Here is a 23,044-nt window from a genome sequence, read left to right as displayed (position 1 = left end):
CGCGGTCTGCCGGACCGTCCGGTGGTGCCGCGGCGTGGCGACAGGTGCGACGCGATCCTGTACCGCGGCGCCGTACCCGCGCCGGCGTCGTCCGTCGTCCGCGCTTCGGCGACCGCTCCGGGATGCTGCTGTCGGTCAACAACATCGCCGCCCGCCGCCCGCTGCTGGACCGCACCGACGGCCACTGGCCGTTCTACGACCGCGGCCTGTACGACGCGCTGGGCCGCTCGGTGCAGGGGGATGGTCGGTGGACCTGCCGCCGGACGCCGCCCGCGGGGAGCGGCCTACAATGGGGCATGGCCGACATCCTCGAACTCCATCGCGGCACCGCGCCGCTGCTGGTCAGCCTGCCGCACGACGGCACCCGGCTGCCGGACGACATCGCGCAGCGGCTCACGCCCGAGGCCCGGGCCGTGCCCGACACCGACTGGCATGTCTCGCGGCTGTACGCGTTCGCGCGCGCGCTCGGCGCCTCGGTGCTGGTACCGCGCTACTCGCGCTACGTGATCGACCTCAACCGCCCCGAGGACGACGCCTCGCTGTATCCCGGGCAGAACACCACCGGGCTCTGCCCGCGGGTGCGCTTCGACGGCGGGCCGGTCTACCTGGACGGCGCGGCGCCGGATGCGGCCGAGATCGCGGCGCGGGTCGACCGCTACTGGCGGCCCTACCACGCGGCGCTGCGCGACGAGCTCGACCGCCTGCGCGCCCGGCACCGGCGCGTCGTGCTGTGGGAGGGGCATTCGATCCGCGGCACGCTGCCGTTCCTGTTCGAGGGCCGGCTGCCAGACCTCAACCTCGGCACGGCCGGCGGCACCAGCTGCACGCTGGCGCTGGAGGCGCGGATCTCGACGCTGCTCGCCGACCAGGCCGACTACGGCTGGGTCGCGAACGGGCGCTTCCGCGGCGGCCACATCACCCGCCACTACGCCGCGCCCGAAGACGGCATCGAGGCGGTGCAGCTGGAGATCAGCCAGCGCTGCTACATGGACGAGGCCGGCTTCGACTGGGATCCGGCGCGGGCCGAGGCGCTGCAGCCGCTGCTGCGCCGACTGCTCGAAACCGCGATCGCGCACGCGCGGGGCAGCCGGACCGGGTGACGCTTGGCGGTGCCATGACGGCGTTGACGGCATGCTGGCCGGCATGAGCCAGTCCGAAGCTTTGCGCCCCCACCGGCCGATGCTGTGGCTGGTCGCGGCCGCGGTGTTCATGCAGATGCTGGACACCACGATCGTCAACACCGCGCTGCCCGCGATGGCCGCCAGCCTCGACCAGTCGCCGCTGCGGATGCAGGCGGTGGTCGTGGCCTACGCGCTGACCGTCGCGGTGCTGATCCCGGCCTCGGGCTGGCTGGCCGACCGCTTCGGCACCCGGCGCGTGTTCCTGGCCGCGATCGTCGTGTTCACCGCCGGCTCGCTCGCCTGCGCGCTGTCGCAGACGCTGCAGGCGCTGGTCGCCGCGCGCGTGCTGCAGGGCGTGGGCGGCGCGATGCTGCTGCCGATCGGCCGGCTCGCGGTGCTGCGCGCGGTGCCGCGCACCGAGTTCCTCGCCGCGATGACCTTCGTCACCGTGCCGGGGCTGATCGGTCCGCTGATCGGCCCTTCGCTCGGTGGCTGGCTGGTCGAGGTCGCGAGCTGGCACTGGATCTTCCTGATCAACCTGCCGCTGGGCATCGCCGGCGCACTCGCCACGCTGCGGCTGATGCCCGACCTGCGTGCGGCGGTCTCGCGCTTCGACCTGCTCGGCTACTGCCTGCTGGCGTTCGGCATGGCGGCGGTGTCGCTGTCGGTCGACGCGCTGTCGGGTCACGCCGCCCACGGCGCGGCGCTGGTGGTGCTGCTGGTCGCCGGCCTCGGCGCGCTGGTCGCCTACTGGCTGCATGCCGCGCGTACGGCGGCGCCGCTGTTCCCGCTGTCGCTGTTCCGCGTGCGCAGCTTCAGCGTCGGCGTGCTCGGCAACCTGTTCGCGCGACTGGGCAGCGGCGGCATGCCGTACCTGATCCCGCTGCTGCTGCAGGTCGGACTGGGCGTGGCGCCGGCGCGCGCGGGCATGATGATGATCCCGGTCGTGGTCGCGGGCATGTTCTCCAAGCGCATCGTGGTGCCGCTGGTGCAGCGCTTCGGCTACCGCCGCGTGCTGGTCGTCAACACCGTGCTGACGGGCCTTGCGATGGCGAGCTTCGCGCTGGTCCAGCCGGGCCAGCCGTTGTGGCTGCAGATCGTCCAGTTCGCGTGCTTCGGCGCGGTCAACTCGCTGCAGTTCACTGCGATGAACACGCTGACGTTGCGCGACCTCGACGGCGAGCACGCCAGCGCGGGCAACGGCCTGCTGTCGATGGTGATGATGCTCGCGATGAGCCTCGGGGTCGCGACCGCCGGCGGACTGCTGGCCGCGTTCGGCGAGTCGGGCGGCGGCGAGCCGGTCATCGCGGCGTTCCGCTGGACGTTCGTCTGCGTCGGTGTGCTGACCCTGGTGTCGGCGGGGATCTTCGCCCAGCTCGGGCGCACGCGGCGCATTCCCGAGCAGGCCGTCGGGCAGGCCGAGCAGGGCTGAGCCGCCCCTGCGGGTCAGCCCGCGAACCAGGCCGGCAGTCGCATCGCCAGCGGCACCGTGACCACCGCCAGCAGGGTCTGCAGCGTGATCAGCGCGGCCATCAGCGGCGCGTCGCCGCCCATCTGGCGCGCCATGATGTAGGCATTGGACGCCGTCGGCAGCGCGGCATAGAAGCAGCTGGCCGCGGTCACCGCCTCGCTGGCGCCGAGCAGGCGGCAGGCGGACACCGCGACCAGGGGCAGCGCCAGCAGCTTGAGCGCCGAGGTCGCGGCCAGCGCCGCCGGCCGCGACGCCGACCAGTCGAACACCAGGCCGCCGCCGACGCAGACCAGGCCGAGCGCGAGCGCGGCGGCGCCCAGGATATCCAGGGCGTGGACAAGTGCGCCCGGCAGCGGCAGCCCGGACAGGTTGACCGCCGCACCGGCGGCGGTCGCGACGATGATCGGATTGCCCGCCAGGGCGCGCGCGATCCGCCCCGGACCGGCCGGCCGCCCGCTCCAGCGGGTCAGCGCCACCACCGCGATCACGTTGACCGCCGGCAGGCAGATCGCCAGTGCCAGCATCACCAGCGCGGCGGTCTCGCGCTCGAACACGAGCGCGGCGACCGACAGGCCGAAGTAGGTGCTCGGCCGGGTCGCGCCCTGGATCACCGAGGACCGGCTGGCATCGGGCAGGCCACGGGCCAATGGCAGCACCAGCGCGACGGCGGCGGCGAACAGCAGCGTCGGCAGCAGCGTGGCCGCGGTCAGGTCGCGCAGCTGGGCGCCGGAGACGTCCAGTTGCGCGGTGTTGACGAACAGCAATGCCGGGAACGCGACGTAGAACGTGAACCATTCGATCGCCGGGAAGAAGCCCTCGGGCGTACGCGGCGCGCGGCGCAGCCAGACGCCGAGCAGCACCAGCAGCAGCACCGGGACGGTGTGGGCGATCACCGGGACCACCGTGGCGCTACGACCCGCCTAGGCATGCGGCATGTCCGATGGGTGGCCGTCAGACTTCCAGCGTTGCCAGATCGCCCTTGGTTTCCAGCCACGCCTTCCGATCCCCGGCCCGCTTCTTCGCCAGCAGCATGTCGATCAGCGAGCGCGTCTGCAGGTCGTCGTCGACGGTCAGCTGGACCAGGCGGCGGGTGTCGGGATGGATCGCCGATTCGCGCAGCTGCGAGGGGTTCATCTCGCCCAGGCCCTTGAAGCGGGTGACGTTGACCTGGCTCTTGAGCTTCTCGCGCGCGATCTTCTCCAGCAGCAGGCGCTTCTCTTCCTCGTCGAGCGCGTAGAACACCTGCTTGCCAACGTCGACGCGGAACAGCGGCGGCATCGCGACGAACACGTGGCCGGCCGCGACCAGCGCCGGGAAATGCCGCAGGAACAGCGCGCTGAGCAGCGTGGCGATGTGCAGGCCGTCGGAGTCGGCGTCGGCCAGGATCACGACCTTGCCGTAGCGCAGCCCGGCGATCTCGTCCTTGCCCGGGTCGCAGCCGATCGCGACCGCGAGGTTGTGCACTTCTTCGGAGCCGAGCACCGTGGTGCTGGCCACTTCCCAGGTGTTGAGGATCTTGCCGCGCAACGGCAGGATCGCCTGGAAATCCTTGTCGCGCGCCTGCTTGGCGCTGCCGCCGGCCGAATCGCCCTCGACCAGGAACAGCTCGGTGCGCGACAGATCCTGGCTGATGCAGTCGGCGAGCTTGCCGGGCAGGGCGGGGCCCTGGGTGACCTTCTTGCGGACGATCTGCTTCTCGGTCTTCAGCCGCGCGCTGGCGCGCTCGATCGCCAACTGCGCAATCCGCTCGCCGAGCTCGACATGCTGGTTGAGCCACAGCGAGAACGCGTCGTGCGCGGCGCCCTCGACGAAGCCCGCCGCCTGGCGCGACGACAGCCGCTCCTTGGTCTGGCCGCTGAACTGCGGGTCGGTCATCTTCAGCGACAGCACGAACGCGACGCGGTCCCAGACATCCTCGGGCGCGAGCTTGACCCCGCGCGGCAACAGGCTGCGGAAGTCGCAGAACTCGCGCAGCGCATCGGTGAAGCCGGTACGCAGGCCGTTGACGTGGGTGCCGTGCTGGGCGGTCGGGATCAGGTTGACGTAGCTCTCCTGCACCAGTTCGCCCTCGGGCAGCCACGCGACCGCCCAGTCGACGGTCTCGGTCTCCCGGCCCAGCCCGCCGACGAACAGCTCGGGCGGCAGCAGTTCGCGTCCCTCGAGCGCGCCGCGCAGGTAGTCGCGCAGGCCGTCCTCGTAGTACCACTCGTCGCGCTCGCCGCTGGCCTCGTCGTGCAAGGTGACGCGCAAGCCCGGGCACAGCACCGCCTTGGCGCGCAGCAGGTGGCGCAGCGCCCGTACGCTGAACTTCGGCGAGTCGAAGTACTTCGGATCGGGCCAGAAGCGCACGCGCGTGCCGGTGTTCTTGCGGCCGACGCTGCCGACCACTTCCAGCGGCGTGGCGCGGTCGCCGTCGCGGAAGGTGATGCGGTGCTCGCTGCCCTCGCGCTTGATGTGCACCTCGACCAGCGTCGAGAGCGCGTTGACCACGCTCACGCCGACGCCGTGCAGGCCGCCGCTGAAGGTGTAGTTGCGGTTGTTGAACTTGCCGCCGGCGTGCAGCCGCGTGAGGATCAGTTCGACGCCGGGGATCTTCTCCTCGGGATGGATGTCCACCGGCATGCCGCGACCGTCGTCGGCGACCTCGCAGCTGCCGTCGGCGTACAGCCGGACCTCGATGCCGCGGGCATGGCCGGCCAGCGCCTCGTCGACGGCATTGTCGATGACCTCCTGCGCCAGGTGGTTCGGGCGCGCGGTGTCGGTGTACATGCCGGGGCGGCGCTTGACCGGGTCCAGGCCAGAAAGCACTTCGATGTCGGCGGCGTTGTAGCGGTTGTTCATGCGGCGATGCTGCGGGGAGGTCGGCGCATGGTAATGGAATTGCGCCTGTGCCGATCCCGCGCGCCGGATGCGGGAAAGCGCGGCGCGGCGCGATGTAACCGGTTCCGGTTGCGTTAAGCCTGAGTGCATGGGACGTAAGGCGCCGGTTGTTCAGTCCGGGGCCGGTTGGGCGTGGCTACGGTGGATCCGTCGCCACGTCCGTGGCACATCGCGCCGCGACGCCGGCGCATCCGACCATCGAGGTATGCATCCGGGACCAGTCCCGCAGACGGAGATCCGCCTTATGAAGACCCGCACCGTGCTGTTCGCCGCCGTCGTCGCCACGGCCTTCGCCGCCCCTGCGTTTGCGCAGGACGCCCAGGATGTCCAGCAGCAGGTCCGCCAGGCGGAAGCTGCGGCGCAGCAAGCCGAGCAGGATGCGCAGACCGCCGAGGCGGCGGCCCAGGCGGCCGAGAGCGCGGCGGCCGAGACCTACGCGGCCGATGCGGTCAACGAGGCGCAGGATGCGCAGGCCGAGGCCGAGGCGGCAGCTGCCGAGGCCCAGGCCGAGCGCACCACCGACCAGGACGACGATCCGGGATGACCCGTGGCGGGCCGTCGCCCGCCGACCCGCCCGAACGCCCCGGCCCGCCGGGGCGTTCGCACGTCCGGGCCCCTTGCGCCGGCGCTGCGCCGCCGCAGCCTGTAGAATGGGGCTTTCCAGCGACCGCTGTTCCCATGACGCTCCCCACCAGCTCCATCACTCCGCTCGTATTCGTGACCGGCGGCGTGGTCTCTTCCCTCGGGAAGGGCATCGCCGCAGCGTCCCTGGCCGCCATCCTCGAAGCCCGCGGCCTGCGGGTGACGATGATGAAGCTCGATCCCTACATCAACGTCGATCCGGGCACGATGAGCCCGTTCCAGCACGGCGAGGTCTACGTGACCGACGACGGCGCCGAGACCGACCTGGACCTGGGGCACTACGAGCGCTTCATCAACGTCCGGCTGTCGGGCAAGAACTCGATCACGACCGGCAAGATCTACGAGAGCGTGATCCGCAAGGAGCGTCGCGGCGACTACCTCGGCGCGACGGTGCAGGTGATCCCGCACATCACCGATGCGATCAAGCGCGCGATCGACCAGGCCACGCAGGGCTACGACGTGGCGCTGGTGGAGATCGGCGGCACGGTCGGCGACATCGAGTCGCTGCCGTTCCTCGAGGCGATCCGCCAGATCCGCACCGACCGCGGCAGCGAGAAGGCGGTGTTCATGCACCTGACGCTGGTGCCGTTCATCGCCGCGGCCGGCGAGCTGAAGACCAAGCCCACCCAGCACTCGGTCAAGGAGCTGCGCTCGATCGGCATCCAGCCCGACGTGCTGCTGTGCCGCAGCGAGCAGCCGCTGCCCGACGGCGAGCGGCGCAAGATCGCCTCGTTCACCAACGTCTCCGAAAAGGCGGTGATCTCGGCGGTCGACCTCGACAACATCCACAAGATCCCGATGTGGCTGCACGCGCAGGGCCTGGACCAGCTGATCGTCCAGCGCCTGGGCCTGGACGCCAAGGCCGCGCCGACCGCCGACCTGTCGGAGTGGCTCGACGTCGTCGAGGCGGTCGAGCACCCGCTCGACGAGGTCATGATCGCGGTCGTCGGCAAGTACGTCGACCACAAGGACGCCTACAAGTCGGTCGGCGAGGCGCTCAAGCACGGCGGCATCCGCCAGCGCACGCGCGTGAGCCTGAAGTGGATCGAGTCGCAGGACATCGAGCGCGACGGCGCCGCCGCGTGGCTGGGCGACGTCGACGGCGTGCTCGTGCCCGGCGGCTTCGGCGACCGCGGCTTCGAGGGCAAGGTGCTGGCGTCCGAACACGCACGCACGACCGGCCTGCCGTACTTCGGCATCTGCTACGGCATGCAGGCCGCGGTGGTCGACGTGGCCCGCAATCTCGCCGGGCTCGAGGGCGCCAACAGCACCGAGAACGACCGCCAGTCGCCGCATCCGGTGATCGGCCTGATCACCGAGTGGCGCACCCAGTCGGGCGAGCTCGAGCGCCGCAGCGAGGCGAGCGACCTGGGCGGCACCATGCGCCTGGGGCTGCAGGAGCAGCGGCTCAAGCCCGGCACCCGTGCACGCGCGCTCTACGGCAAGGACGTCGTCGGCGAGCGCCACCGCCACCGCTACGAGTTCAACAACCGCTACCGCACCCAGCTCGAGGACGCGGGCCTTGTGATCAGCGGCAAATCGATGGACGACCTGCTGGTCGAGATGATCGAGCTGCCCGACCACCCGTGGTTCATCGCCTGCCAGGCGCATCCCGAGTTCCTGTCCACGCCGCGCACCGGCCACCCGCTGTTCGTCGGCTTCGTCCGCGCCGCGCGCGAGAAGAAGGCCGGCGGCAAGCTGCTCAAGGAGGCACACGCATGAAGCTCTGTGGATTCGAGGTCGGTCTCGACCAGCCGTTTTTCCTGATCGCCGGCCCCTGCGTGATCGAGAGTGAGCAGTTGCAGCTCGACGTCGCCGGCCAGCTCAAGGAGATCACGTCCGGTCTCGGCATCAACTTCATCTTCAAGTCGAGCTTCGACAAGGCCAACCGCACGTCCGGCACGTCGTTCCGCGGCCCCGGCATGGAGGAGGGCCTGCGCGTGCTGGCCGAGGTCAAGCGCCAGATCGGCGTGCCGGTGCTCACCGACGTGCACGAGTACACGCCGATGGACGAGGTCGCCAGCGTCGTCGACGTGCTGCAGACCCCTGCGTTCCTGGTGCGCCAGACCGACTTCATCAAGAAGGTCTGCAGCGCCGGCAAGCCGGTCAACATCAAGAAGGGCCAGTTCCTCTCGCCCTGGGACATGAAGCCGGTCGTCGAGAAGGCGAAGGCCACCGGCAACGACGCGATCATGGTCTGCGAGCGCGGTGCGAGCTTCGGCTACAACAACCTCGTCTCGGACATGCGCTCGCTCGCCGTGATGCGCGGGACCGGCTGCCCGGTCGTGTTCGACGCGACCCATTCGGTGCAGCTGCCGGGCGGGCAGGGCACCTCCAGCGGCGGCCAGCGCGAATTCGTGCCGGTGCTCGCGCGCGCGGCCGTCGCGGTCGGCGTCGCCGGCGTGTTCATGGAGACCCATCCGCGCCCGGCCGAAGCGCTCAGCGACGGCCCCAATGCCTGGCCGCTGGACCGGATGCGCGCGCTGCTGGAGACCATGCTCGAACTCGACGCGGTCACCAAGCGCGCCGGTTTCGTGGAAGCCGAACTGACCGCATGAGGCGTCGGATCGCCGGCCAGGCGGTGCTCCTTGCCGTCGCGCTCGCCGCCTCGTCGGCGGCGCTTGCCTGCCTGCCCGTGCCGGGCGATCCGATCCAGCGTGAGACCAGGGCCTGCCGGGACGCCGATGTGGTGTTCGTGGCCACGCTCGGCGAGACCGCATCGGTCGCGCCGGATGCCGATTTCCCGTGGACGATGTCGACCTCGTCGTTCGAGGTGGTCGAGGTGCTGCGTGGGTCTCCCGACGCCGACGCGCGGATCGCCACGGAAGATCCGGCCGAACCCGGCCTGCGGCGCCTCCCGCCGCACAGCTGCCTGGGAAGCGGCCTGCGCCTGGCGGGTTCGGAAGGCAGGCGCCTTCTGGTCTTCGCCACGGCCGCGACCCGCGACGGGCGGACGCTGTACCGGCTTGCCCGTGGCTCCAGGTTTCTGGATAACTGCAGCGGCTGCGACGACGCGCTCGCGCGATTGCGCCGCCATGCGCAGACCGAACCGGCCGACCTTCCCGGTGCCGGGGCGGACATCGCGCCGGCGCTGCGCTGACTGCTTCCTTTTTTGACGAACGAACAGGACACCATGACCACAATCGCCAAGATTCACGCCCGTGAAATCCTCGATTCGCGCGGCAACCCGACCCTCGAAGCGGAAGTCACGCTGGCCGACGGCAGCTTCGGTCGTGCGATGGTGCCCTCGGGCGCCTCGACCGGTGCCCGCGAGGCCGTGGAACTGCGCGACGGCGACCGTACCCGCTACCTGGGCAAGGGCGTGGGCAAGGCGGTGGCGAACGTCAACGGCGCGATCGCTGAGGCCCTGGCCGGCTTCGACGCGGCCGACCAGGCCGGGCTGGACAAGCGCCTGATCGACCTCGACGGCACCGAGAACAAGGGCCGGCTGGGGGCGAACGCGCTGCTGGGCGTGTCGCTGGCGAACGCGCACGCGCTCGCCGCCTCGAAGAAGGTGCCGCTGTGGAAGCACCTGGCCGATATCGATATGACGCAAGTGGCTGCCGTCCATGGCGCAACGGGACCGGCTTCGGATGACCCAGCCCGGCCGTCCGTGGCCGGGCGCTCGCAGGCGCAGCCGTCGCCGGAGGGGCGACGGCTAAACGCGCCCACTCTCCCAGTCCCGATGATGAACATCATCAACGGTGGCGCGCACGCCGACAACAACGTCGATTTCCAGGAGTTCATGGTCCTGCCGGTCGGCTTTTCGAGCTTCTCCGAGTCGCTGCGCGCCGGCACCGAGATCTTCCACGCGCTCAAATCGGTGCTCAAGGGCCACGGCCTGAGCACGGCGGTCGGCGACGAGGGCGGCTTCGCCCCGGACTTCCGCAGCAACGTCGAGGCGCTCGACACCATCCTCGAGGCGATCGGCAAGGCCGGCTACGCGGCCGGCGAGGACGTGCTGCTGGGCCTGGACGTGGCCTCGAGCGAGTTCCACGACAACGGCAAGTACCACCTGGTGGGCGAGGGCAAGCGGCTGAGCGGCGAGCAGTTCGTCGACTTCCTCGCCGACTGGGCCGCGCAGTACCCGATCGTCACGATCGAGGACGGCATGGCCGAGGACGACTGGGCGGGCTGGAAGCTGTTGACCGAGCGCATCGGCCAGAAGGTGCAGCTGGTCGGCGACGACCTGTTCGTGACCAACCCGCGCATCTTCAAGGAAGGCATCGACTCGCAGACCGCGAATGCCATCCTGATCAAGGTCAACCAGATCGGCACGCTGAGCGAGACGCTCGAGGCGATCGCGATGGCCGACGCGGCCGGCTATGCGGCGATCGTCTCGCACCGCTCGGGCGAGACCGAGGACACCACGATCGCCGACATCGCCGTCGCCACCACCGCCACGCAGATCAAGACCGGCTCGCTGTGCCGCAGCGACCGCGTCGCCAAGTACAACCAGCTGCTGCGCATCGAGGAGGCGCTGGGCGGACAGGCCCGCTACGCCGGCCGCGACGCGTTCGTCTCGCTCAAGCGCTGACCCGGGAGCGAGGCGCATGCGCGGTGTCCTGGTCGTCCTGCTGGTGCTGGCCGCGCTGCTCGGATGGCTGCAGTACCGGCTGTGGCACGGCGTTGGCGGGACCGGCCAGGTCGAGGAGCTGCGCGCGCGCGTCGAGGCGCAGGCCCGCCAGAACGAGGGCCTGCAGCAGCGCAACGACGCGCTGGCCGCCGAGGTCGCCGATCTCAAGTCCGGCGAGGCCGCGATCGAGGAGCGCGCGCGCGGCGAGCTGGGCATGATCAAGCCCGGCGAGACGTTCTACCGCGTGGTCGACGACGCGCGGCTCGCGCCGTTGCCGGCCGAGCACGCGGTCGACCCGGGCGCCGGTGCGCGCGACGGGGACGCCCCGTGATCGCCGATTCGGCGCGCGGCGGGTCGTGGGCCATCGTGCCGGCGGCCGGGCGCGGGACCCGCTTCGGCGGGGACGTGCCCAAGCAGTACCTGGAGGTGGGCGGCCGCAGCGTGCTCGCGCACACGCTGGCGTGCCTGGCCGGCCACCCGGGCGTGGCCGGCATCGTGCTGGTGCTGCCTGCCGCCGACGCGGTGGATCTCGACGGCCTGCGTGCCGGGCTCGGCGACACGCCGTTGCTGCGCGCCGACGGCGGCGACAGCCGCGCCGATTCGGTGCTCGCCGGACTGCATGCGCTGCCGGACACGGTGCGCGCCGACGATTTCGTGCTCGTCCACGACGCTGCGCGCCCGAACCTCGCCGCGGCCGATCTCGACGCGCTGCTCGAGCGCGGGCGCAACGATCCGGTCGGCGCGATCCTCGCCGCGCCGGTGCGCGACACCCTCAAACGCGCCGGCGACGACGGCGGCATCGACGGCACCGAGCCGCGCGAACGGCTGTGGCGCGCGCTGACCCCGCAGCTGTTCCGCCGCCTGCAACTGGGCCGCGCGCTGGAAGCGGCGCGCGAGGCGGGCGTCGCCGTCACCGACGAGGCGATGGCGATGGAGCGCCAGGGCGCACGCCCGCTGCTGGTCGAGGGCCGCGACGACAACTTCAAGATCACCACCCCGGCCGACCTCGCGCGCTTCGCCTTCGAGCTGTCGCGACGCGGTTGAGGCGGCGCCCGCTTGCCTTGCCGTCGAACCATGGCAAGCTGCGGCCCCCATTTCCCCAGGTGCGCACCATGTCCGACACGCCCCGTTTCCGCATCGGCCAGGGGTTCGACGTCCACGCGTTCGGCGACGGCGACCACGTCATGATCGGCGGCGTGCGCGTGCCGCACGTGCGCGGCGTGCTCGCGCACAGCGACGGCGACGTCGCGCTGCACGCGCTGTGCGACGCGATGCTCGGCGCGCTCGCGCTGGGGGACATCGGCGTGCATTTCCCGCCCAGCGACGACCGCTGGAAGGGCGCCGACAGCCGGGCGCTGCTGCGCCACTGCAACGCGCTGCTCGGCGAGCGCGGCTGGCGCGTCGGCAATGCCGACGTCACCGTGATCTGCGAGCGGCCGAAGATCGGCCCGCACGCGCCGGCGATGCGCGAGGCGATCGCGGCCGATCTCGGGATCGCGCTGGACTGCGTCAGCGTCAAGGCCACGACCAGCGAGACGCTCGGCTTCACCGGCCGCGGCGAGGGCATCGCCGCACAGGCCGCCTGTCTGCTCGTCGCCGCGTGAGCGCGCCCGCGCTGCCGCGCGCCCACGGCGAGGCGGCGCTGTCGGCGACGATCCGCCAGGACGCCGAGGATTTCCGCGTCGACGAGCTCGACGCGTTCGCGCCTTCGGGCAGCGGCGAGCACCTGCTGCTGACGATCGAGAAGCGCGGCATGAACACCGCCTTCGTCGCGCGGCTGCTCGCGCAGTGGGCCGGCGTCGACGAACGCGCGGTCGGCTACGCCGGGCTCAAGGACCGGCACGCGCTGACGACCCAGCGTTTCACCGTGCAGTTGCCCGGTCGCGAGGATCCCGACATCGCCGCGCTCGAGGCGATGGGCGAGGGCGCCGGCCAGGCGCTGCGGGTGCGCGCGCGGTCGCGGCACGCGCGCAAGCTGCCGCGCGGTGCGCTGGCCGGCAACCGGTTCGCGCTGACACTGCGCGACGTGGCGGGCGACCGTATGGAGATCGAGGCGCGGCTGCGCACGATCGCCGCCGACGGCGTGCCCAACTACTTCGGCGAGCAGCGCTTCGGCCACGGCGGCGGCAACGTCGACAAGGCGCTGGCGTTCTTCGCCGCGCCGCGCCGGCGGCTCGGCCGCGAGCAGCGTGCGCTGCTGCTGTCGTCGGCGCGCTCGGCGCTGTTCAACCAGGTGCTGGCGGCGCGAGTGGCCGCCGGCGACTGGGCCCGCGGCTGCGACGGCGAGGTCTGGATGCTCGACGGCAGTCGCAGCGTGTTCGGCCCCGAGCCGTGGACCAAGGCGCTGGCCGCGCGGGCCGCCGCGCACGACATCCATCCCACTGGGCCGCTGTGGGGGCGGGGTGAGACCCGGGCGCTCGGTGCCGCCCGCGACGCGGAGCTGGCGGCGCTCGCCGATGCCCGCGCGCTCGCGCTACGCGAGGGACTCGAGCGCGCGGGCCTGTCGCAGGAGCGGCGTGCGGCCCGGCTGGTGCCCGGCGGGCTGGCCTGGGAATGGGAGGACGGCCCGGTGCTGCGGCTGGGCTTTTCGCTGCCGCCCGGTTGCTATGCGACCAGCGTGCTCGCCGAACTGGGCGCCATCGCCAACGCGGCGACGCCCAGGCCGTTCGAGGCACCGGCCGGCTGACGCTTGCGGGGTCGGTCGTTAGTAGTAATACTACCCGGCATGGACCTGTCCCCGACCCAGCATGCGATCCTCGACATGATCGCCGACCGCATCGAGACCGAGGGCATGCCGCCCTCGCAGACCGAGATCGCCCGCGCATTCGGGTTCAGCGGCGTGCGCGCCGCCCAGTACCACCTCGACGCGCTCGAGGCCGCCGGTGCGATCGAGCGGTTGCCCGGGCGCGCGCGCGGCATCCGCCTGCGCGCGGCGTCCCAGCCCCGTGAGCGGGCGCCGGCGCTGGCCGAGGTCGTGGCCGGCGATGCGCTGCGGCTGCCGGTGCTCGGGCAGGTCGCGGCCGGCATGCCGATCGGCGCCCACGCGCCCGACGCGATGCCCGATCCGGACGACTACGTTGTGCTCGACCGCGTGCTGTTCTCGCCGTCGCCCGACTACCTGCTCAAGGTCAAGGGCGACTCGATGCGCGACGAGGGCATTTTCGAGGGCGACCTGATCGGCGTGCACCGCACGCGCGACGCGCAGTCGGGTCAGATCGTCGTCGCCCGGCTCGACGACGCGATCACCGTCAAGCTGCTGAAGATCGGCAAGGACCGCATCCGCCTGCTGCCGCGCAATCCCGACTACGCGCCGATCGAGGTGCTGCCCGACCAGGACTTCGCGATCGAGGGGCTGTACTGCGGGCTGGTCAGGCCGAATCGGTGACGTCCGTCCGATGACACGCAGACCGCCCGGTGGCCGTCGGGGCGTTCCCCGATGGCCGCGTGCGGACTCCCCCGCTGACCTGCGCGCCGGTGCCGGCGCAGGATCGAGATCACGGCATCGCGTCGCAGCCCGTGCGATCCGCGCCTGCGACGATGCCTCCAACTTCCCGGAACACGAATGACAAGGACCACCACGATGGACGAGAACAAGAAGCGCGCGCTGGCGGCCGCCCTGGGCCAGATCGAAAAGCAGTTCGGCAAGGGCTCGGTGATGCGCATGGGCGACGGCACCGCCGAGGCGGCCGAGGTCATCGGCACCGGCTCGCTGCAGCTCGACCTCGCGCTCGGCATCGGCGGCCTGCCCAAGGGCCGGGTGGTCGAGATCTACGGTCCCGAGTCGTCGGGCAAGACCACGCTGACGCTGCAGACGATCGCCCAGTGCCAGAAGGCCGGCGGCACCGCGGCGTTCATCGACGCCGAGCACGCGCTCGATCCCACCTACGCGACCAAGCTCGGCGTCAATCTCGACGACCTGCTGGTGTCCCAGCCCGACACCGGCGAGCAGGCGCTGGAGATCGCCGACATGCTGGTGCGCTCCAACGCGGTCGACATGGTCGTCGTCGACTCGGTCGCCGCGCTCACGCCCAAGGCCGAGATCGAGGGCGAGATGGGCGACCAGCTGCCCGGCCTGCAGGCCCGCCTGATGAGCCAGGCCCTGCGCAAGCTCACCGGCAACATCAAGCGCAGCAACTGCATGGTGATCTTCATCAACCAGCTGCGCATGAAGATCGGCATCATGATGCCGGGCCAGAGCCCGGAGACGACCACCGGCGGCAACGCGCTGAAGTTCTACGCCTCGGTTCGCCTGGACATCCGCCGCATCGGCGCGATCAAGAAGGGCGACGAGATCATCGGCAACCAGACGCGCATCAAGGTCGTCAAGAACAAGATGGCGCCCCCGTTCAAGCAGATCGTTACCGAGATCCTCTACGGCGAAGGCATCAGCCGCGAGGGCGAGCTGATCGACATGGGCGTGGAGGCCAAGCTGGTCGACAAGGCCGGCGCTTGGTACAGCTGCGGCGACGAGCGCATCGGCCAGGGCAAGGAGAACGCGCGCCAGTACCTCAAGGACAATCCCGAGGTCGCCACCCGGCTCGAGGCGGCGCTGCGCGAGCGGCTGATGCCGACGGTCGTGGCGGCAGGCAGTGGCGAAGACGACGCCGATTGAGGCGGGGGTGGGTGGTGCCCGGCCGGCATCCGGCAGCGAGGACCAGGACGGTCCCGTGCCGGACGTCGGGCAGGGCGGGTCGCTGACCACCGACGACGCTGCCGCGGGCGCCCCGCCGCGGCGGCGCGGCCGGCAGATGACGCCCGCCCAGCGGGCGCTGTCGCTGCTGGTGCGTCGCGAGCACTCGCAGCTGGAGCTGCGACGCAAGCTGCTGGCCAAGGGCATCGACGCCGGGGACGCCGACGCGGCGGTCGAGCGCATGACCCGGGAAGGCTGGCAGGACGACACCCGGTTCGCGGCCAGCCTGGCGCGCTCGCGAGCGGTCAACGGCTACGGGCCGCTGCGCATCGAGGCCGAGCTGGCGATGCACCAGCTCGATGCGGGTCAGGTCGCGGCCGCGTTCGAGGCGCTGGACGAAGACGGCGAGGGCGACTGGCAGGCCCGGGCCTGCGACCTGCTGGCCCGTCGCTACGATGGCGCGGCGCTGGAGGCCGATCCGGCGCTGCGACGCAAGGCCGTGGATTTCCTGCTCCGGCGGGGTTTCGGCGGCGAGACGGCCTACGCCGCGGTCCGGCGCCTGCGCGAGCGCTGAATCGGCGGGCGACGCAAACGGCGGCCGGGGCGGCCCGTGGGCCATCGCGGGCGGTCGGCCTGCTAATCTTGCGGGTCTTGGGCGCAAGTTCCGGACCGGCCCCGCCAGCGGCGGTGATGCCCGGCCCGGGGCGTGCCCGTCCCGTCACGCTAGGCACATGACCACGCACAGCTCCACGACCGCGCAGATCCGCAGCGACTTCATCGAGTTCTTCCGCAGCAAGGGGCACACCATCGTGCCGTCGGCACCGCTGGTGCCTGGCAACGATCCGACGCTGTTGTTCACCAACTCCGGCATGGTGCAGTTCAAGGACGTGTTCCTGGGCGCGGAGAAGCGCAGCTACGTGCGCGCGGCCGACGTGCAGCGCTGCCTGCGCGCGGGCGGCAAGCACAACGACCTCGACGCGGTCGGCTACACCGCGCGCCACCACACGTTCTTCGAGATGCTCGGCAACTGGTCGTTCGGCGACTACTTCAAGCGGGACGCGATCGCCTGGGCCTGGGAGCTGCTGACCGGCGTCTGGAAGCTGCCGGCCGAGCGCCTGCTGGTCACCGTCTACCACACCGACGACGAGGCCTATGCGCTGTGGCGCGACATGGTCGGCGTGCCGGAGGACCGCATCGTCCGCATCGGCGACAACAAGGGCGCGCCATTCGCTTCCGACAATTTCTGGCAGATGGCCGACACCGGCCCCTGCGGCCCGTGCACTGAGATCTTCTACGACCACGGCGATCACATCGCCGGTGGACCGCCGGGCTCGCCTGACGAGGACGGCGACCGCTTCATCGAGATCTGGAACCTGGTGTTCATGCAGTTCGACCGCCAGGCCGACGGCACGCTCGCACCGCTGCCGGCGCCGTGCGTCGATACCGGCATGGGGCTGGAGCGCCTGGCGGCGATCCTGCAGGGCGTGCACAGCAACTACGAGATCGACCTGTTCCAGGCCCTGATCCGCAAGGCGGCCGAACTCACCGCGACGGCTGACTTGGAGAACAAGTCGCTGCGCGTGATCGCCGACCACATTCGCGCCTGCAGCTTCCTGATCGTCGACGGCGTGCTGCCGTCCAACGAGGGCCGCGGCTACGTGCTGCGCCGGATCATCCGTCGCGCGCTGCGCCACGGCTGGATGCTCGGCGTGCGCCAGCCGTTCTTCCACGCGATGGTGGCCACGCTCGACGCGGCGATGGGCGATGCATATCCCGAGCTGCGCGACAAGCGCGCGCTGGTCGAACGCGCGTTGCGCGCCGAGGAGGAGCGCTTCGCCGAGACGCTCGATGCGGGCATGCGCATCTTCGACGAGGTCGCCGCCCGCAGCGAGGGCGCGATTCCCGGCGAGGACGCCTTCCGCCTCTACGACACCTACGGCTTCCCGCTCGACCTCACCGCCGACATCGCGCGCGAGCGCGGGCTGGAGGTCGACATGGCCGGCTTCGACGCCGCGATGCAGCGCCAGCGCGAGACCGCGCGCGCCGCCGGGCGTTTCGCGTCGGGCACCGCGCTGCCGGCCGAGCTGGTCGCGCAGCTCTCGCCGACCGTGTTCGTCGGTTACGACGCCACGCAGGCGGACGATCTCACGGTCGTCGCGCTGCTCAAGGATGGGCGCCCGGTCGATGCGATCGAGGCGGGCGACGAGGCGGTGGTGATCCTCGACCGCACGCCGTTCTACGGCGAGTCGGGCGGCCAGGTCGGCGATACCGGCGTGCTCGAGGCCGAGGGTCTCCGCTTCGAGGTCGGCGACACCCAGAAGTTCGCCGGCCAGTTCCATGGACATCTGGGCCGGCTCGCCACCGGCGCGCTGCGGCGCGGCGATCACGTGCGGGGCGACGTCGACGCCGAGCGCCGCGGCACCATCGTGCTCAACCACAGTGCCACGCACCTGCTGCACGGCGCGCTGCGCGACCTGCTCGGCACGCACGTCGCGCAGAAGGGCTCGCTGGTCGCGCCCGAGCGGCTGCGCTTCGATTTCTCGCATTTCCAGCCGGTCGCCGCCGACGAGCTCGCCGAGATCGAGCGCCGCGTCAACGTCGAGGTCCGCGCCAACCACCCGGTCTCGATCGAGCAGATGGACATGCAGGCCGCGCTCGACGCCGGCGCGATGGCGCTGTTCGGCGAGAAGTACGGCGAGCGCGTGCGCGTGGTCACGATGGGCGAGTCGGTCGAGCTGTGCGGCGGCACCCACGTCGACCGCACCGGCCGCATCGGCCTGTTCAAGCTGGTGTCCGAGGGCGGCGTGTCGGCCGGCGTGCGGCGGATCGAGGCGCTGACCGGCCAGGCGGCGCTCGACCACGTGCGTGCCGAGGAAGACCGCCTGCGGCAGGCGGCGGGGCTGCTCGGCGGCACCGGTGCCGAGGTCGGCGATCGCCTGCGGGCGCTGCTCGACCGCCAGAAGCAGCTCGAGCGCGAGCTCGACGCGCTCAAGGCCAAGGCCGCCAGCGGTGCCACGGCCGACCTCGCGTCGAGCGCGGTCGACGTCGGCGGCGTCAAGGTCGTCGCCGCGCGCGTCGAAGGGCTCGACGCGAAGGCGCTGCGCGATGCGGTCGACCGCCTCAAGCAGCAGCTCGGCGACGCGGTCATCGTGCTCGCCGGGGCCAGCGACGGGCGCGCGGCGCTGGTCGCGGGCGTGGCGGGCAGCGCGAGCGGGCGCGTCAAGGCCGGCGAGCTGCTGTCGGAGATCGCCGGCCGGATCGGCGGCAAGGGCGGTGGACGCCCGGACCTCGCGCAGGGTGGCGGCGAGGATGGCCCGGCACTGCGGTCGGCGCTTGCCGACGTCGGGGCCTGGGTCGGTGCGCGGATCGGTTAAGCGCACGCTAAACGCGTTTCAAACGCGGTTGACCCGCCGCGTTCGAGACGACATCCTTCACGGTTCAATTGGTCTGTAATCGGTTCCCAAGGTCGAGAACGGTCCGAATTGCAGTCCACGCCGGCGGGGCGTTCCGCGCCGGCCTCAGGAGATTTCTATGTTGATTCTGACCCGTCGCGTCGGTGAGACGTTGATGATTGGGGACTCGGTCTCGGTGACGGTACTGGGTGTGAAGGGCAATCAGGTGCGCATCGGCATCACCGCGCCGAAGGACGTCGCCGTCCATCGCGAGGAGATCTACCAGCGCATCCACCGCGGCGAAGGCGTCGATGCACCGGCCGATGTCGACGAGGATTTGCCGCAGACGAGGTGAATCGGTATCCTTCGCACCGCGTCGGGCAATTGATCGCCTGATGTGATGCTTCGGAGAGTTGCCCGAGAGGCCGAAGGGGCTCCCCTGCTAAGGGAGTATGGGGTCAAAAGCTCCATCGAGGGTTCGAATCCCTCACTCTCCGCCATTGTCTGGATTCCGACGTCGGCGAAACCGACGGAAGAAAAAATCCTCGCAAAGGCATTGACGGAATTTCGCTTTACCGGCAAAATTCCGCTCCTGTTCAAGGCGCCCGTAGCTCAGTTGGATAGAGCACCAGGCTACGAACTTGGGGGTCGGAGGTTCGAATCCTTCCGGGCGCGCCAGAACAAACAGAAGAGCCGGCGAGCGATCGTCGGCTTTTTTGTTTTGTTTTTGGTCTTGCCGAAGTCAGCGGAATCTTGCGCCTGCTCGATCAGGGCGTGCTTCTCCGGAAGCGCGCGTCGCGCCGCCCGCGACTGCTCTCCATCCCGCTCCGCGGGCCATCCATGGCCGCTATCGCAATTCCCGTCCAGCACGACGCACTGAGACCGAAGGCGCGCGATTTCTTTCAGCGGGCGACTCCGCACCTACCGAAGTCGGGTTGCAAGCGTCCGCAGCAGCGGACTGACGGCCGGTGGCCACGTCAAGCGCGCCCTGGGTGCCCGCTCTGCCTGCGCGGCATGCCGCGCGAACGGGCGAACGCACGGCGCGCTGCGCCGGGCCGGACCGATCCGTGCAGCGGAGCGGGCGCGCGCCCGAGTCAAGGCAGGGTGAGCATGGATGGCGTGCGCGGCACTGCCGCGCATCCATGCGAAGGCCGCGCGTGCTTCGCGTGGCCGGACCACGAAGTGGCCTTGACCGAGGGGGAAGCGGCTTCCGGGCGGCAGGCGGCTGCGCATCCGAAGTGGAACTTCCAGGCCGCGCTCGGGGGAAGGACTTTTTGCGCTTCTTCGGAGCGGCGATCGTCGCCGGGCGTCCGGCTACAGCCGCGCGTCGACCTCGTCGGCCGGCAGGATCGCCTTGACGTCGAACAGCACCGCGCCCGGCTTGCCGAACGCACGGATGCCCGCGCTGCCGAGCTCGCGGAACTGCGTGTGCGCGACCGCCAGCACCATCGCGTCGTAGGCGCCGGCCTCGGGCGTGGCGACCGGGCGCAGCCCGTATTCGTGCTCGGCGTAGGCCGGCGCCACCCAGGGGTCGTGCACGTCCACTTCGACGCCGTAGCTGCGCAGTTCGGCGACCACGTCGACGACGCGCGTGTTGCGCAGGTCCGGACAGTTCTCCTTGAACGCCAGGCCCAGCACCAGCACGCGCGCGCCGGCGGTCTGGATGCCGCGCTGCTGCATCAGCTTCACCAGCCGCTGCGCGACGTGCAGGCCCATGCTGTCGTTGATGCGGCGGCCGGCGAGGATCACCTCGGGGTGGTAGCCGATCTGCTGCGCCTTGTGGGTGAGGTAGTACGGATCGACGCCGATGCAGTGGCCGCCGACCAGGCCCGGGCGGAACGGCAGGAAGTTCCACTTCGTGCCGGCGGCTTCGAGCACCTCGTGGGTGTCGATGCCCAGCCGCTCGAAGATCAGCGCCAGTTCGTTGACCAGCGCGATGTTGACGTCGCGCTGCGTGTTCTCGATGACCTTCGCGGCCTCGGCGACGCGGATGCTCGACACCCGGTGCGTGCCGGCCTCGACGATGTCGCGGTAGAGCGCGTCGACGAAGTCGGCCGCCGCGGGCGACGAGCCGGCGGTGACCTTGAGCGTGTTCTCCAGGCGGTGCAGCTTGTCGCCCGGGTTGATCCGCTCGGGGCTGTAGCCGACGTGGAAGTCGTCGCGGTAGCGCAGGCCCGAGGCGCGCTCGAGGATCGGCACGCAGACCTCCTCGGTCGCGCCGGGATAGACGGTGGATTCGTAGATCACCACGTCGCCGGCGGTGAGCGTGGCGCCGACCGCGCGGCTTGCGCTCTCCAGTGCCGACAGGTCCGGACGCCGGTAGTCGTCGACCGGGGTCGGTACCGTGATCACGTGCACGTTGCAGCCGGCCAGCGCGGCGGGGTCGGCGCTGTAGCGCAGGCGTGCGGCGGCGCGCAGTTCGTCTTCCGACAGCTCGCGCGTGTGGTCGTGCCCGGCCTGCAGCGCCTCGACGCGGTCCTGGTCGATATCGAAGCCCAGCGTGGGATGGCGGCGCCCGAACGCGACCGCGAGCGGCAGGCCGACGTATCCCAGGCCGACGACGGAGATGCGGATGTCGTCGCGTGCGGGCAGCGCTGCGCTCATGGAATCGGATCGCCGTGAAAAGAGGGACCGCGCAGTGTAGCGGACGCTCCGACGCCCTCGGCTCAGGCGCGCGCGAGCCAGTCGGCGATCGCGTCCGGCTGCCGCATCCAGGCGAAGTGGTCGGCGCGGGCGCCCAGCGCCGTCGCGTCGAAGGTCGCGACCTCGGGCGTGCGCGTGGCGAGCTTGCCGAGCAGGCAGCGCAGCGACGACGCCGGGCCCAGCCAGTCGTCGGCCAGCACGGCGGCGCGGACCGGCACGTCGACGCGTCGCAGCCCGGCGTCCAGGTCGAGATCGAGCCCGGCCGCGCCGTAGCGGCCGGACAGGCCGCTGCGCGTCCAGTCGGCGATGACGCCGCGGGCCTCGTTGCCGCCGAAGCCCAGCCGGCGGCCGGGCAGGACGCCGTTGACCCGTGACAACCAGGCCATGAACCGGTAGAGCGGCGGCAGCGCGAATGCGCGCGGCGCGGGGAACGCGCGCCAGTACGGCGCGCCGCTGGCGACCAGCCACAGCGCCTGCGCAGCGTGGGGCCGGCACGCGAGATGGCAGCAGGCCAGTTGCCCGCCGAGGCTGTGGCCGCCGACCGCGCGTGCGACACCGGGCACGGCCGCGCGCATCGCCGCGTCGCTGCAGGCGATGTCGTGCACCAGCAGATCGCGGTAGCCCCAGTCGGTGCGTCGCCCGGCACGCAGCGCGCTCGAGCCGATGCCGCGCCACTCGTGCAGGAACACCGCGACGTCGTGCGCCGCCAGGCGTTCGGCGAACGGCAGGTAGTGCCTGGCCGGCACGCCCATCGCGGGCAGCCACAGCAGGCTGCGCCGCGGCGAGGCCGGCACGCATGCGATCAGCTCGTAGCGGTGGCCGTCGCCGGCGACCTGGGGCAGGGGGCGCGGCGACGCGGTGCTCATGGCACCAGCGGGCCCAGGTGGCCGAGCACGCTGACCGCGCTCGCGCCGGGACGGTAGGCGTCGCGCATCGTCGCGTGCACGTAGTCGATCGCCTGGCGGCAGGCCTCGGCCGGCGACGCGCCGAGCGCCAGGCGCGCGGCGATCGCCGACGACAGCGTGCAGCCGGTGCCGTGGCCGTCGATGTCCAGCCGCGGCGCGGCGTGCTCGAACTGCGCCTGCGCGTCGGCGTAGCGGTCCACCACGCACGCCCCTTCGTCGAGATGGCCGCCCTTGAGCAGCACGCCGCGCGCGCCGATCGCACGCAGTTCGCCCAGCGCCGCGCGTGCGCGGCCGGCGTCGGCGATCGGTGCGCCGAGCAGCAGTTCGGCCTCGGGGATGTTGGGCGTGAGCACGGTCGCGCGTGGCAGCAGGCGCGTGCGCAGCGCCTCGAGCGCGTCGTCGTCGAGCAGCTTCGCGCCGGAGGTCGCGATCATCACCGGATCGAGCACGACCGGGACCTGTGGACGGGCCGCCAGCGCGTCGGCCACGGCGACGACGATCTGCGCGGTTGCGAGCATGCCGACCTTCACCGCGCGCACGTCGAAGTCGTCGAAGCAGGCGTCGATCTGCGCCTGCAGGAACGCGACCGGCGGAGCGTGGACGGCGGTCACGCCGCGGGTGTGCTGCGCGGTCAGCGCCGCGATCGCCGACAGGCCGTGCACGCGCTGGGCGGCGAAGGTCTTCAGGTCGGCCTGGATGCCGGCACCGCCGCCCGAGTCGGAGCCGGCGATGGTGAGCGCGGAAGGAGGGCGATGGTCGGGCATGCGGCTATTCTGCCGGAACG

General features: G+C 71.4%; 21 protein-coding genes and 2 tRNA genes. 18 read left to right on the top strand and 5 right to left on the bottom strand.

Translation table 11 applies throughout. From position 1 onward, the window contains the following. The first annotated feature begins 296 nt into the window (after nt 1–296). Nucleotides 297–1,100, top strand: coding sequence for an N-formylglutamate deformylase (gene hutG / locus WQ56_RS09740; RefSeq protein ID WP_047136984.1), 804 nt, complete (start codon nt 297–299; stop codon nt 1,098–1,100). A 43-nt stretch (nt 1,101–1,143) separates the two neighbouring features. Continuing rightward, on the top strand, nt 1,144–2,553 hold the full coding sequence (gene mdtD / locus WQ56_RS09735) for a multidrug transporter subunit MdtD (protein WP_047136983.1): 1,410 nt from the start codon (nt 1,144–1,146) through the stop codon (nt 2,551–2,553). A 14-nt stretch (nt 2,554–2,567) separates the two neighbouring features. Here the strand turns inward: mdtD and WQ56_RS09730 are convergent, their stop codons facing one another. Both WQ56_RS09730 and parE read right to left on the bottom strand, forming a co-directional pair. Further along, complete coding sequence (locus WQ56_RS09730; protein ID WP_082132321.1) at nt 2,568–3,485, bottom strand: AEC family transporter; 918 nt, start codon at nt 3,483–3,485, stop codon at nt 2,568–2,570. A 58-nt stretch (nt 3,486–3,543) separates the two neighbouring features. Continuing rightward, nucleotides 3,544–5,433 (bottom strand): DNA topoisomerase IV subunit B, encoded by a 1,890-nt coding sequence (gene parE, locus WQ56_RS09725; RefSeq protein ID WP_047136908.1) that lies wholly within the window; start codon nt 5,431–5,433, stop codon nt 3,544–3,546. Between the two features lie 283 nt (nt 5,434–5,716). On the opposite strand from parE, the gene WQ56_RS09720 reads away from it, so the two are divergent. The 16 genes from WQ56_RS09720 to WQ56_RS09645 all read left to right on the top strand — a co-directional run bounded on the left by WQ56_RS09720 (nt 5,717) and on the right by WQ56_RS09645 (nt 19,390). Next, nucleotides 5,717–6,016, top strand: coding sequence for a hypothetical protein (locus WQ56_RS09720; protein WP_047136907.1), 300 nt, complete (start codon nt 5,717–5,719; stop codon nt 6,014–6,016). A 155-nt stretch (nt 6,017–6,171) separates the two neighbouring features. Beyond that, the gene (locus WQ56_RS09715) at nt 6,172–7,836 is read left to right on the top strand and encodes a CTP synthase (protein WP_047136982.1); all 1,665 of its coding nucleotides are present in this window, start codon (nt 6,172–6,174) and stop codon (nt 7,834–7,836) included. Further along, complete coding sequence (kdsA, locus tag WQ56_RS09710; RefSeq protein ID WP_047136906.1) at nt 7,833–8,672, top strand: 3-deoxy-8-phosphooctulonate synthase; 840 nt, start codon at nt 7,833–7,835, stop codon at nt 8,670–8,672. Before WQ56_RS09715 ends, kdsA begins: the two co-directional genes overlap by 4 nt. A gap of 23 nt (nt 8,673–8,695) precedes the next feature. Then, a complete protein-coding gene (locus WQ56_RS09705; RefSeq protein WP_156170490.1) occupies nt 8,696–9,214 on the top strand; it encodes a hypothetical protein in 519 nt (172 codons plus the stop codon). Nucleotides 9,215–9,247: 33 nt separating this feature from the next. After that, on the top strand, nt 9,248–10,651 hold the full coding sequence (gene eno, locus WQ56_RS09700; RefSeq protein WP_047136981.1) for a phosphopyruvate hydratase: 1,404 nt from the start codon (nt 9,248–9,250) through the stop codon (nt 10,649–10,651). A gap of 16 nt (nt 10,652–10,667) precedes the next feature. Beyond that, the gene (gene ftsB, locus WQ56_RS19070) at nt 10,668–11,021 is read left to right on the top strand and encodes a cell division protein FtsB (protein WP_047136904.1); all 354 of its coding nucleotides are present in this window, start codon (nt 10,668–10,670) and stop codon (nt 11,019–11,021) included. Continuing rightward, nucleotides 11,021–11,734 (top strand): 2-C-methyl-D-erythritol 4-phosphate cytidylyltransferase, encoded by a 714-nt coding sequence (ispD, locus tag WQ56_RS09690; RefSeq protein WP_047136980.1) that lies wholly within the window; start codon nt 11,021–11,023, stop codon nt 11,732–11,734. Before ftsB ends, ispD begins: the two co-directional genes overlap by 1 nt. Nucleotides 11,735–11,802: 68 nt before the next feature. Continuing rightward, complete coding sequence (gene ispF / locus WQ56_RS09685; RefSeq protein ID WP_047136903.1) at nt 11,803–12,294, top strand: 2-C-methyl-D-erythritol 2,4-cyclodiphosphate synthase; 492 nt, start codon at nt 11,803–11,805, stop codon at nt 12,292–12,294. Further along, nucleotides 12,291–13,376, top strand: coding sequence for a tRNA pseudouridine(13) synthase TruD (gene truD, locus WQ56_RS09680; RefSeq protein ID WP_047136902.1), 1,086 nt, complete (start codon nt 12,291–12,293; stop codon nt 13,374–13,376). Before ispF ends, truD begins: the two co-directional genes overlap by 4 nt. A gap of 39 nt (nt 13,377–13,415) precedes the next feature. Further along, nucleotides 13,416–14,075, top strand: coding sequence for a transcriptional repressor LexA (lexA, locus tag WQ56_RS09675; protein WP_047136901.1), 660 nt, complete (start codon nt 13,416–13,418; stop codon nt 14,073–14,075). Between the two features lie 195 nt (nt 14,076–14,270). Then, nucleotides 14,271–15,302, top strand: a complete 1,032-nt coding sequence (gene recA / locus WQ56_RS09670; protein WP_047136900.1) for a recombinase RecA — start codon at nt 14,271–14,273, stop codon at nt 15,300–15,302. Nucleotides 15,303–15,438: 136 nt separating this feature from the next. Then, a complete protein-coding gene (locus tag WQ56_RS09665; RefSeq protein WP_047136979.1) occupies nt 15,439–15,894 on the top strand; it encodes a regulatory protein RecX in 456 nt (151 codons plus the stop codon). A 157-nt stretch (nt 15,895–16,051) separates the two neighbouring features. Continuing rightward, nucleotides 16,052–18,694, top strand: a complete 2,643-nt coding sequence (alaS, locus tag WQ56_RS09660) for an alanine--tRNA ligase (protein WP_047136899.1) — start codon at nt 16,052–16,054, stop codon at nt 18,692–18,694. Between the two features lie 157 nt (nt 18,695–18,851). Beyond that, nucleotides 18,852–19,067, top strand: a complete 216-nt coding sequence (gene csrA / locus WQ56_RS09655; RefSeq protein WP_047136898.1) for a carbon storage regulator CsrA — start codon at nt 18,852–18,854, stop codon at nt 19,065–19,067. Between the two features lie 52 nt (nt 19,068–19,119). Next, a tRNA-Ser gene (locus WQ56_RS09650) sits at nt 19,120–19,212 on the top strand. Nucleotides 19,213–19,313: 101 nt separating this feature from the next. After that, a tRNA-Arg gene (locus WQ56_RS09645) sits at nt 19,314–19,390 on the top strand. Nucleotides 19,391–20,026: 636 nt separating this feature from the next. On the opposite strand, the gene WQ56_RS09640 is transcribed toward WQ56_RS09645, so the two are convergent. The 3 genes from WQ56_RS09640 to thiD all read right to left on the bottom strand — a co-directional run bounded on the left by WQ56_RS09640 (nt 20,027) and on the right by thiD (nt 23,024). Continuing rightward, nucleotides 20,027–21,316, bottom strand: coding sequence for a nucleotide sugar dehydrogenase (locus WQ56_RS09640; RefSeq protein WP_047136897.1), 1,290 nt, complete (start codon nt 21,314–21,316; stop codon nt 20,027–20,029). Between the two features lie 62 nt (nt 21,317–21,378). After that, nucleotides 21,379–22,221 carry an alpha/beta hydrolase gene (locus tag WQ56_RS09635; RefSeq protein ID WP_047136896.1) on the bottom strand — a complete coding sequence of 281 codons (843 nt, stop codon included), beginning with the start codon at nt 22,219–22,221 and terminating at the stop codon, nt 21,379–21,381. Then, nucleotides 22,218–23,024: a bifunctional hydroxymethylpyrimidine kinase/phosphomethylpyrimidine kinase gene (gene thiD / locus WQ56_RS09630; protein WP_047136895.1), complete on the bottom strand. Its 807-nt coding sequence runs from the start codon at nt 23,022–23,024 to the stop codon at nt 22,218–22,220. The genes WQ56_RS09635 and thiD overlap by 4 nt, the downstream gene beginning before the upstream one ends. Nucleotides 23,025–23,044 lie beyond the last annotated feature (20 nt).

The organism is Luteimonas sp. FCS-9 (genome assembly GCF_001014645.1).
Taxonomy (GTDB): domain Bacteria; phylum Pseudomonadota; class Gammaproteobacteria; order Xanthomonadales; family Xanthomonadaceae; genus Luteimonas.
The sequence above is the reverse complement of the archived record's forward strand: the minus strand, read 5'-3'. Positions and strand labels throughout refer to the sequence as shown.

What these genes read in the sequence shown, in the direction of transcription:
- hutG (WP_047136984.1), top strand. Translation starts at nt 297, where the DNA reads ATGGCCGACATCCTCGAACTCCATCGCGGCACCGCGCCGCTGCTGGTC.
- mdtD (WP_047136983.1), top strand. Translation starts at nt 1,144, where the DNA reads ATGAGCCAGTCCGAAGCTTTGCGCCCCCACCGGCCGATGCTGTGGCTG.
- parE (WP_047136908.1), bottom strand. Translation starts at nt 5,433, where the DNA reads ATGAACAACCGCTACAACGCCGCCGACATCGAAGTGCTTTCTGGCCTG.
- WQ56_RS09720 (WP_047136907.1), top strand. Translation starts at nt 5,717, where the DNA reads ATGAAGACCCGCACCGTGCTGTTCGCCGCCGTCGTCGCCACGGCCTTC.
- kdsA (WP_047136906.1), top strand. Translation starts at nt 7,833, where the DNA reads ATGAAGCTCTGTGGATTCGAGGTCGGTCTCGACCAGCCGTTTTTCCTG.
- eno (WP_047136981.1), top strand. Translation starts at nt 9,248, where the DNA reads ATGACCACAATCGCCAAGATTCACGCCCGTGAAATCCTCGATTCGCGC.
- ftsB (WP_047136904.1), top strand. Translation starts at nt 10,668, where the DNA reads ATGCGCGGTGTCCTGGTCGTCCTGCTGGTGCTGGCCGCGCTGCTCGGA.
- ispF (WP_047136903.1), top strand. Translation starts at nt 11,803, where the DNA reads ATGTCCGACACGCCCCGTTTCCGCATCGGCCAGGGGTTCGACGTCCAC.
- lexA (WP_047136901.1), top strand. Translation starts at nt 13,416, where the DNA reads ATGGACCTGTCCCCGACCCAGCATGCGATCCTCGACATGATCGCCGAC.
- recA (WP_047136900.1), top strand. Translation starts at nt 14,271, where the DNA reads ATGGACGAGAACAAGAAGCGCGCGCTGGCGGCCGCCCTGGGCCAGATC.
- WQ56_RS09665 (WP_047136979.1), top strand. Translation starts at nt 15,439, where the DNA reads ATGACGCCCGCCCAGCGGGCGCTGTCGCTGCTGGTGCGTCGCGAGCAC.
- alaS (WP_047136899.1), top strand. Translation starts at nt 16,052, where the DNA reads ATGACCACGCACAGCTCCACGACCGCGCAGATCCGCAGCGACTTCATC.
- csrA (WP_047136898.1), top strand. Translation starts at nt 18,852, where the DNA reads ATGTTGATTCTGACCCGTCGCGTCGGTGAGACGTTGATGATTGGGGAC.
- WQ56_RS09640 (WP_047136897.1), bottom strand. Translation starts at nt 21,316, where the DNA reads ATGAGCGCAGCGCTGCCCGCACGCGACGACATCCGCATCTCCGTCGTC.
- WQ56_RS09635 (WP_047136896.1), bottom strand. Translation starts at nt 22,221, where the DNA reads ATGAGCACCGCGTCGCCGCGCCCCCTGCCCCAGGTCGCCGGCGACGGC.
- thiD (WP_047136895.1), bottom strand. Translation starts at nt 23,024, where the DNA reads ATGCCCGACCATCGCCCTCCTTCCGCGCTCACCATCGCCGGCTCCGAC.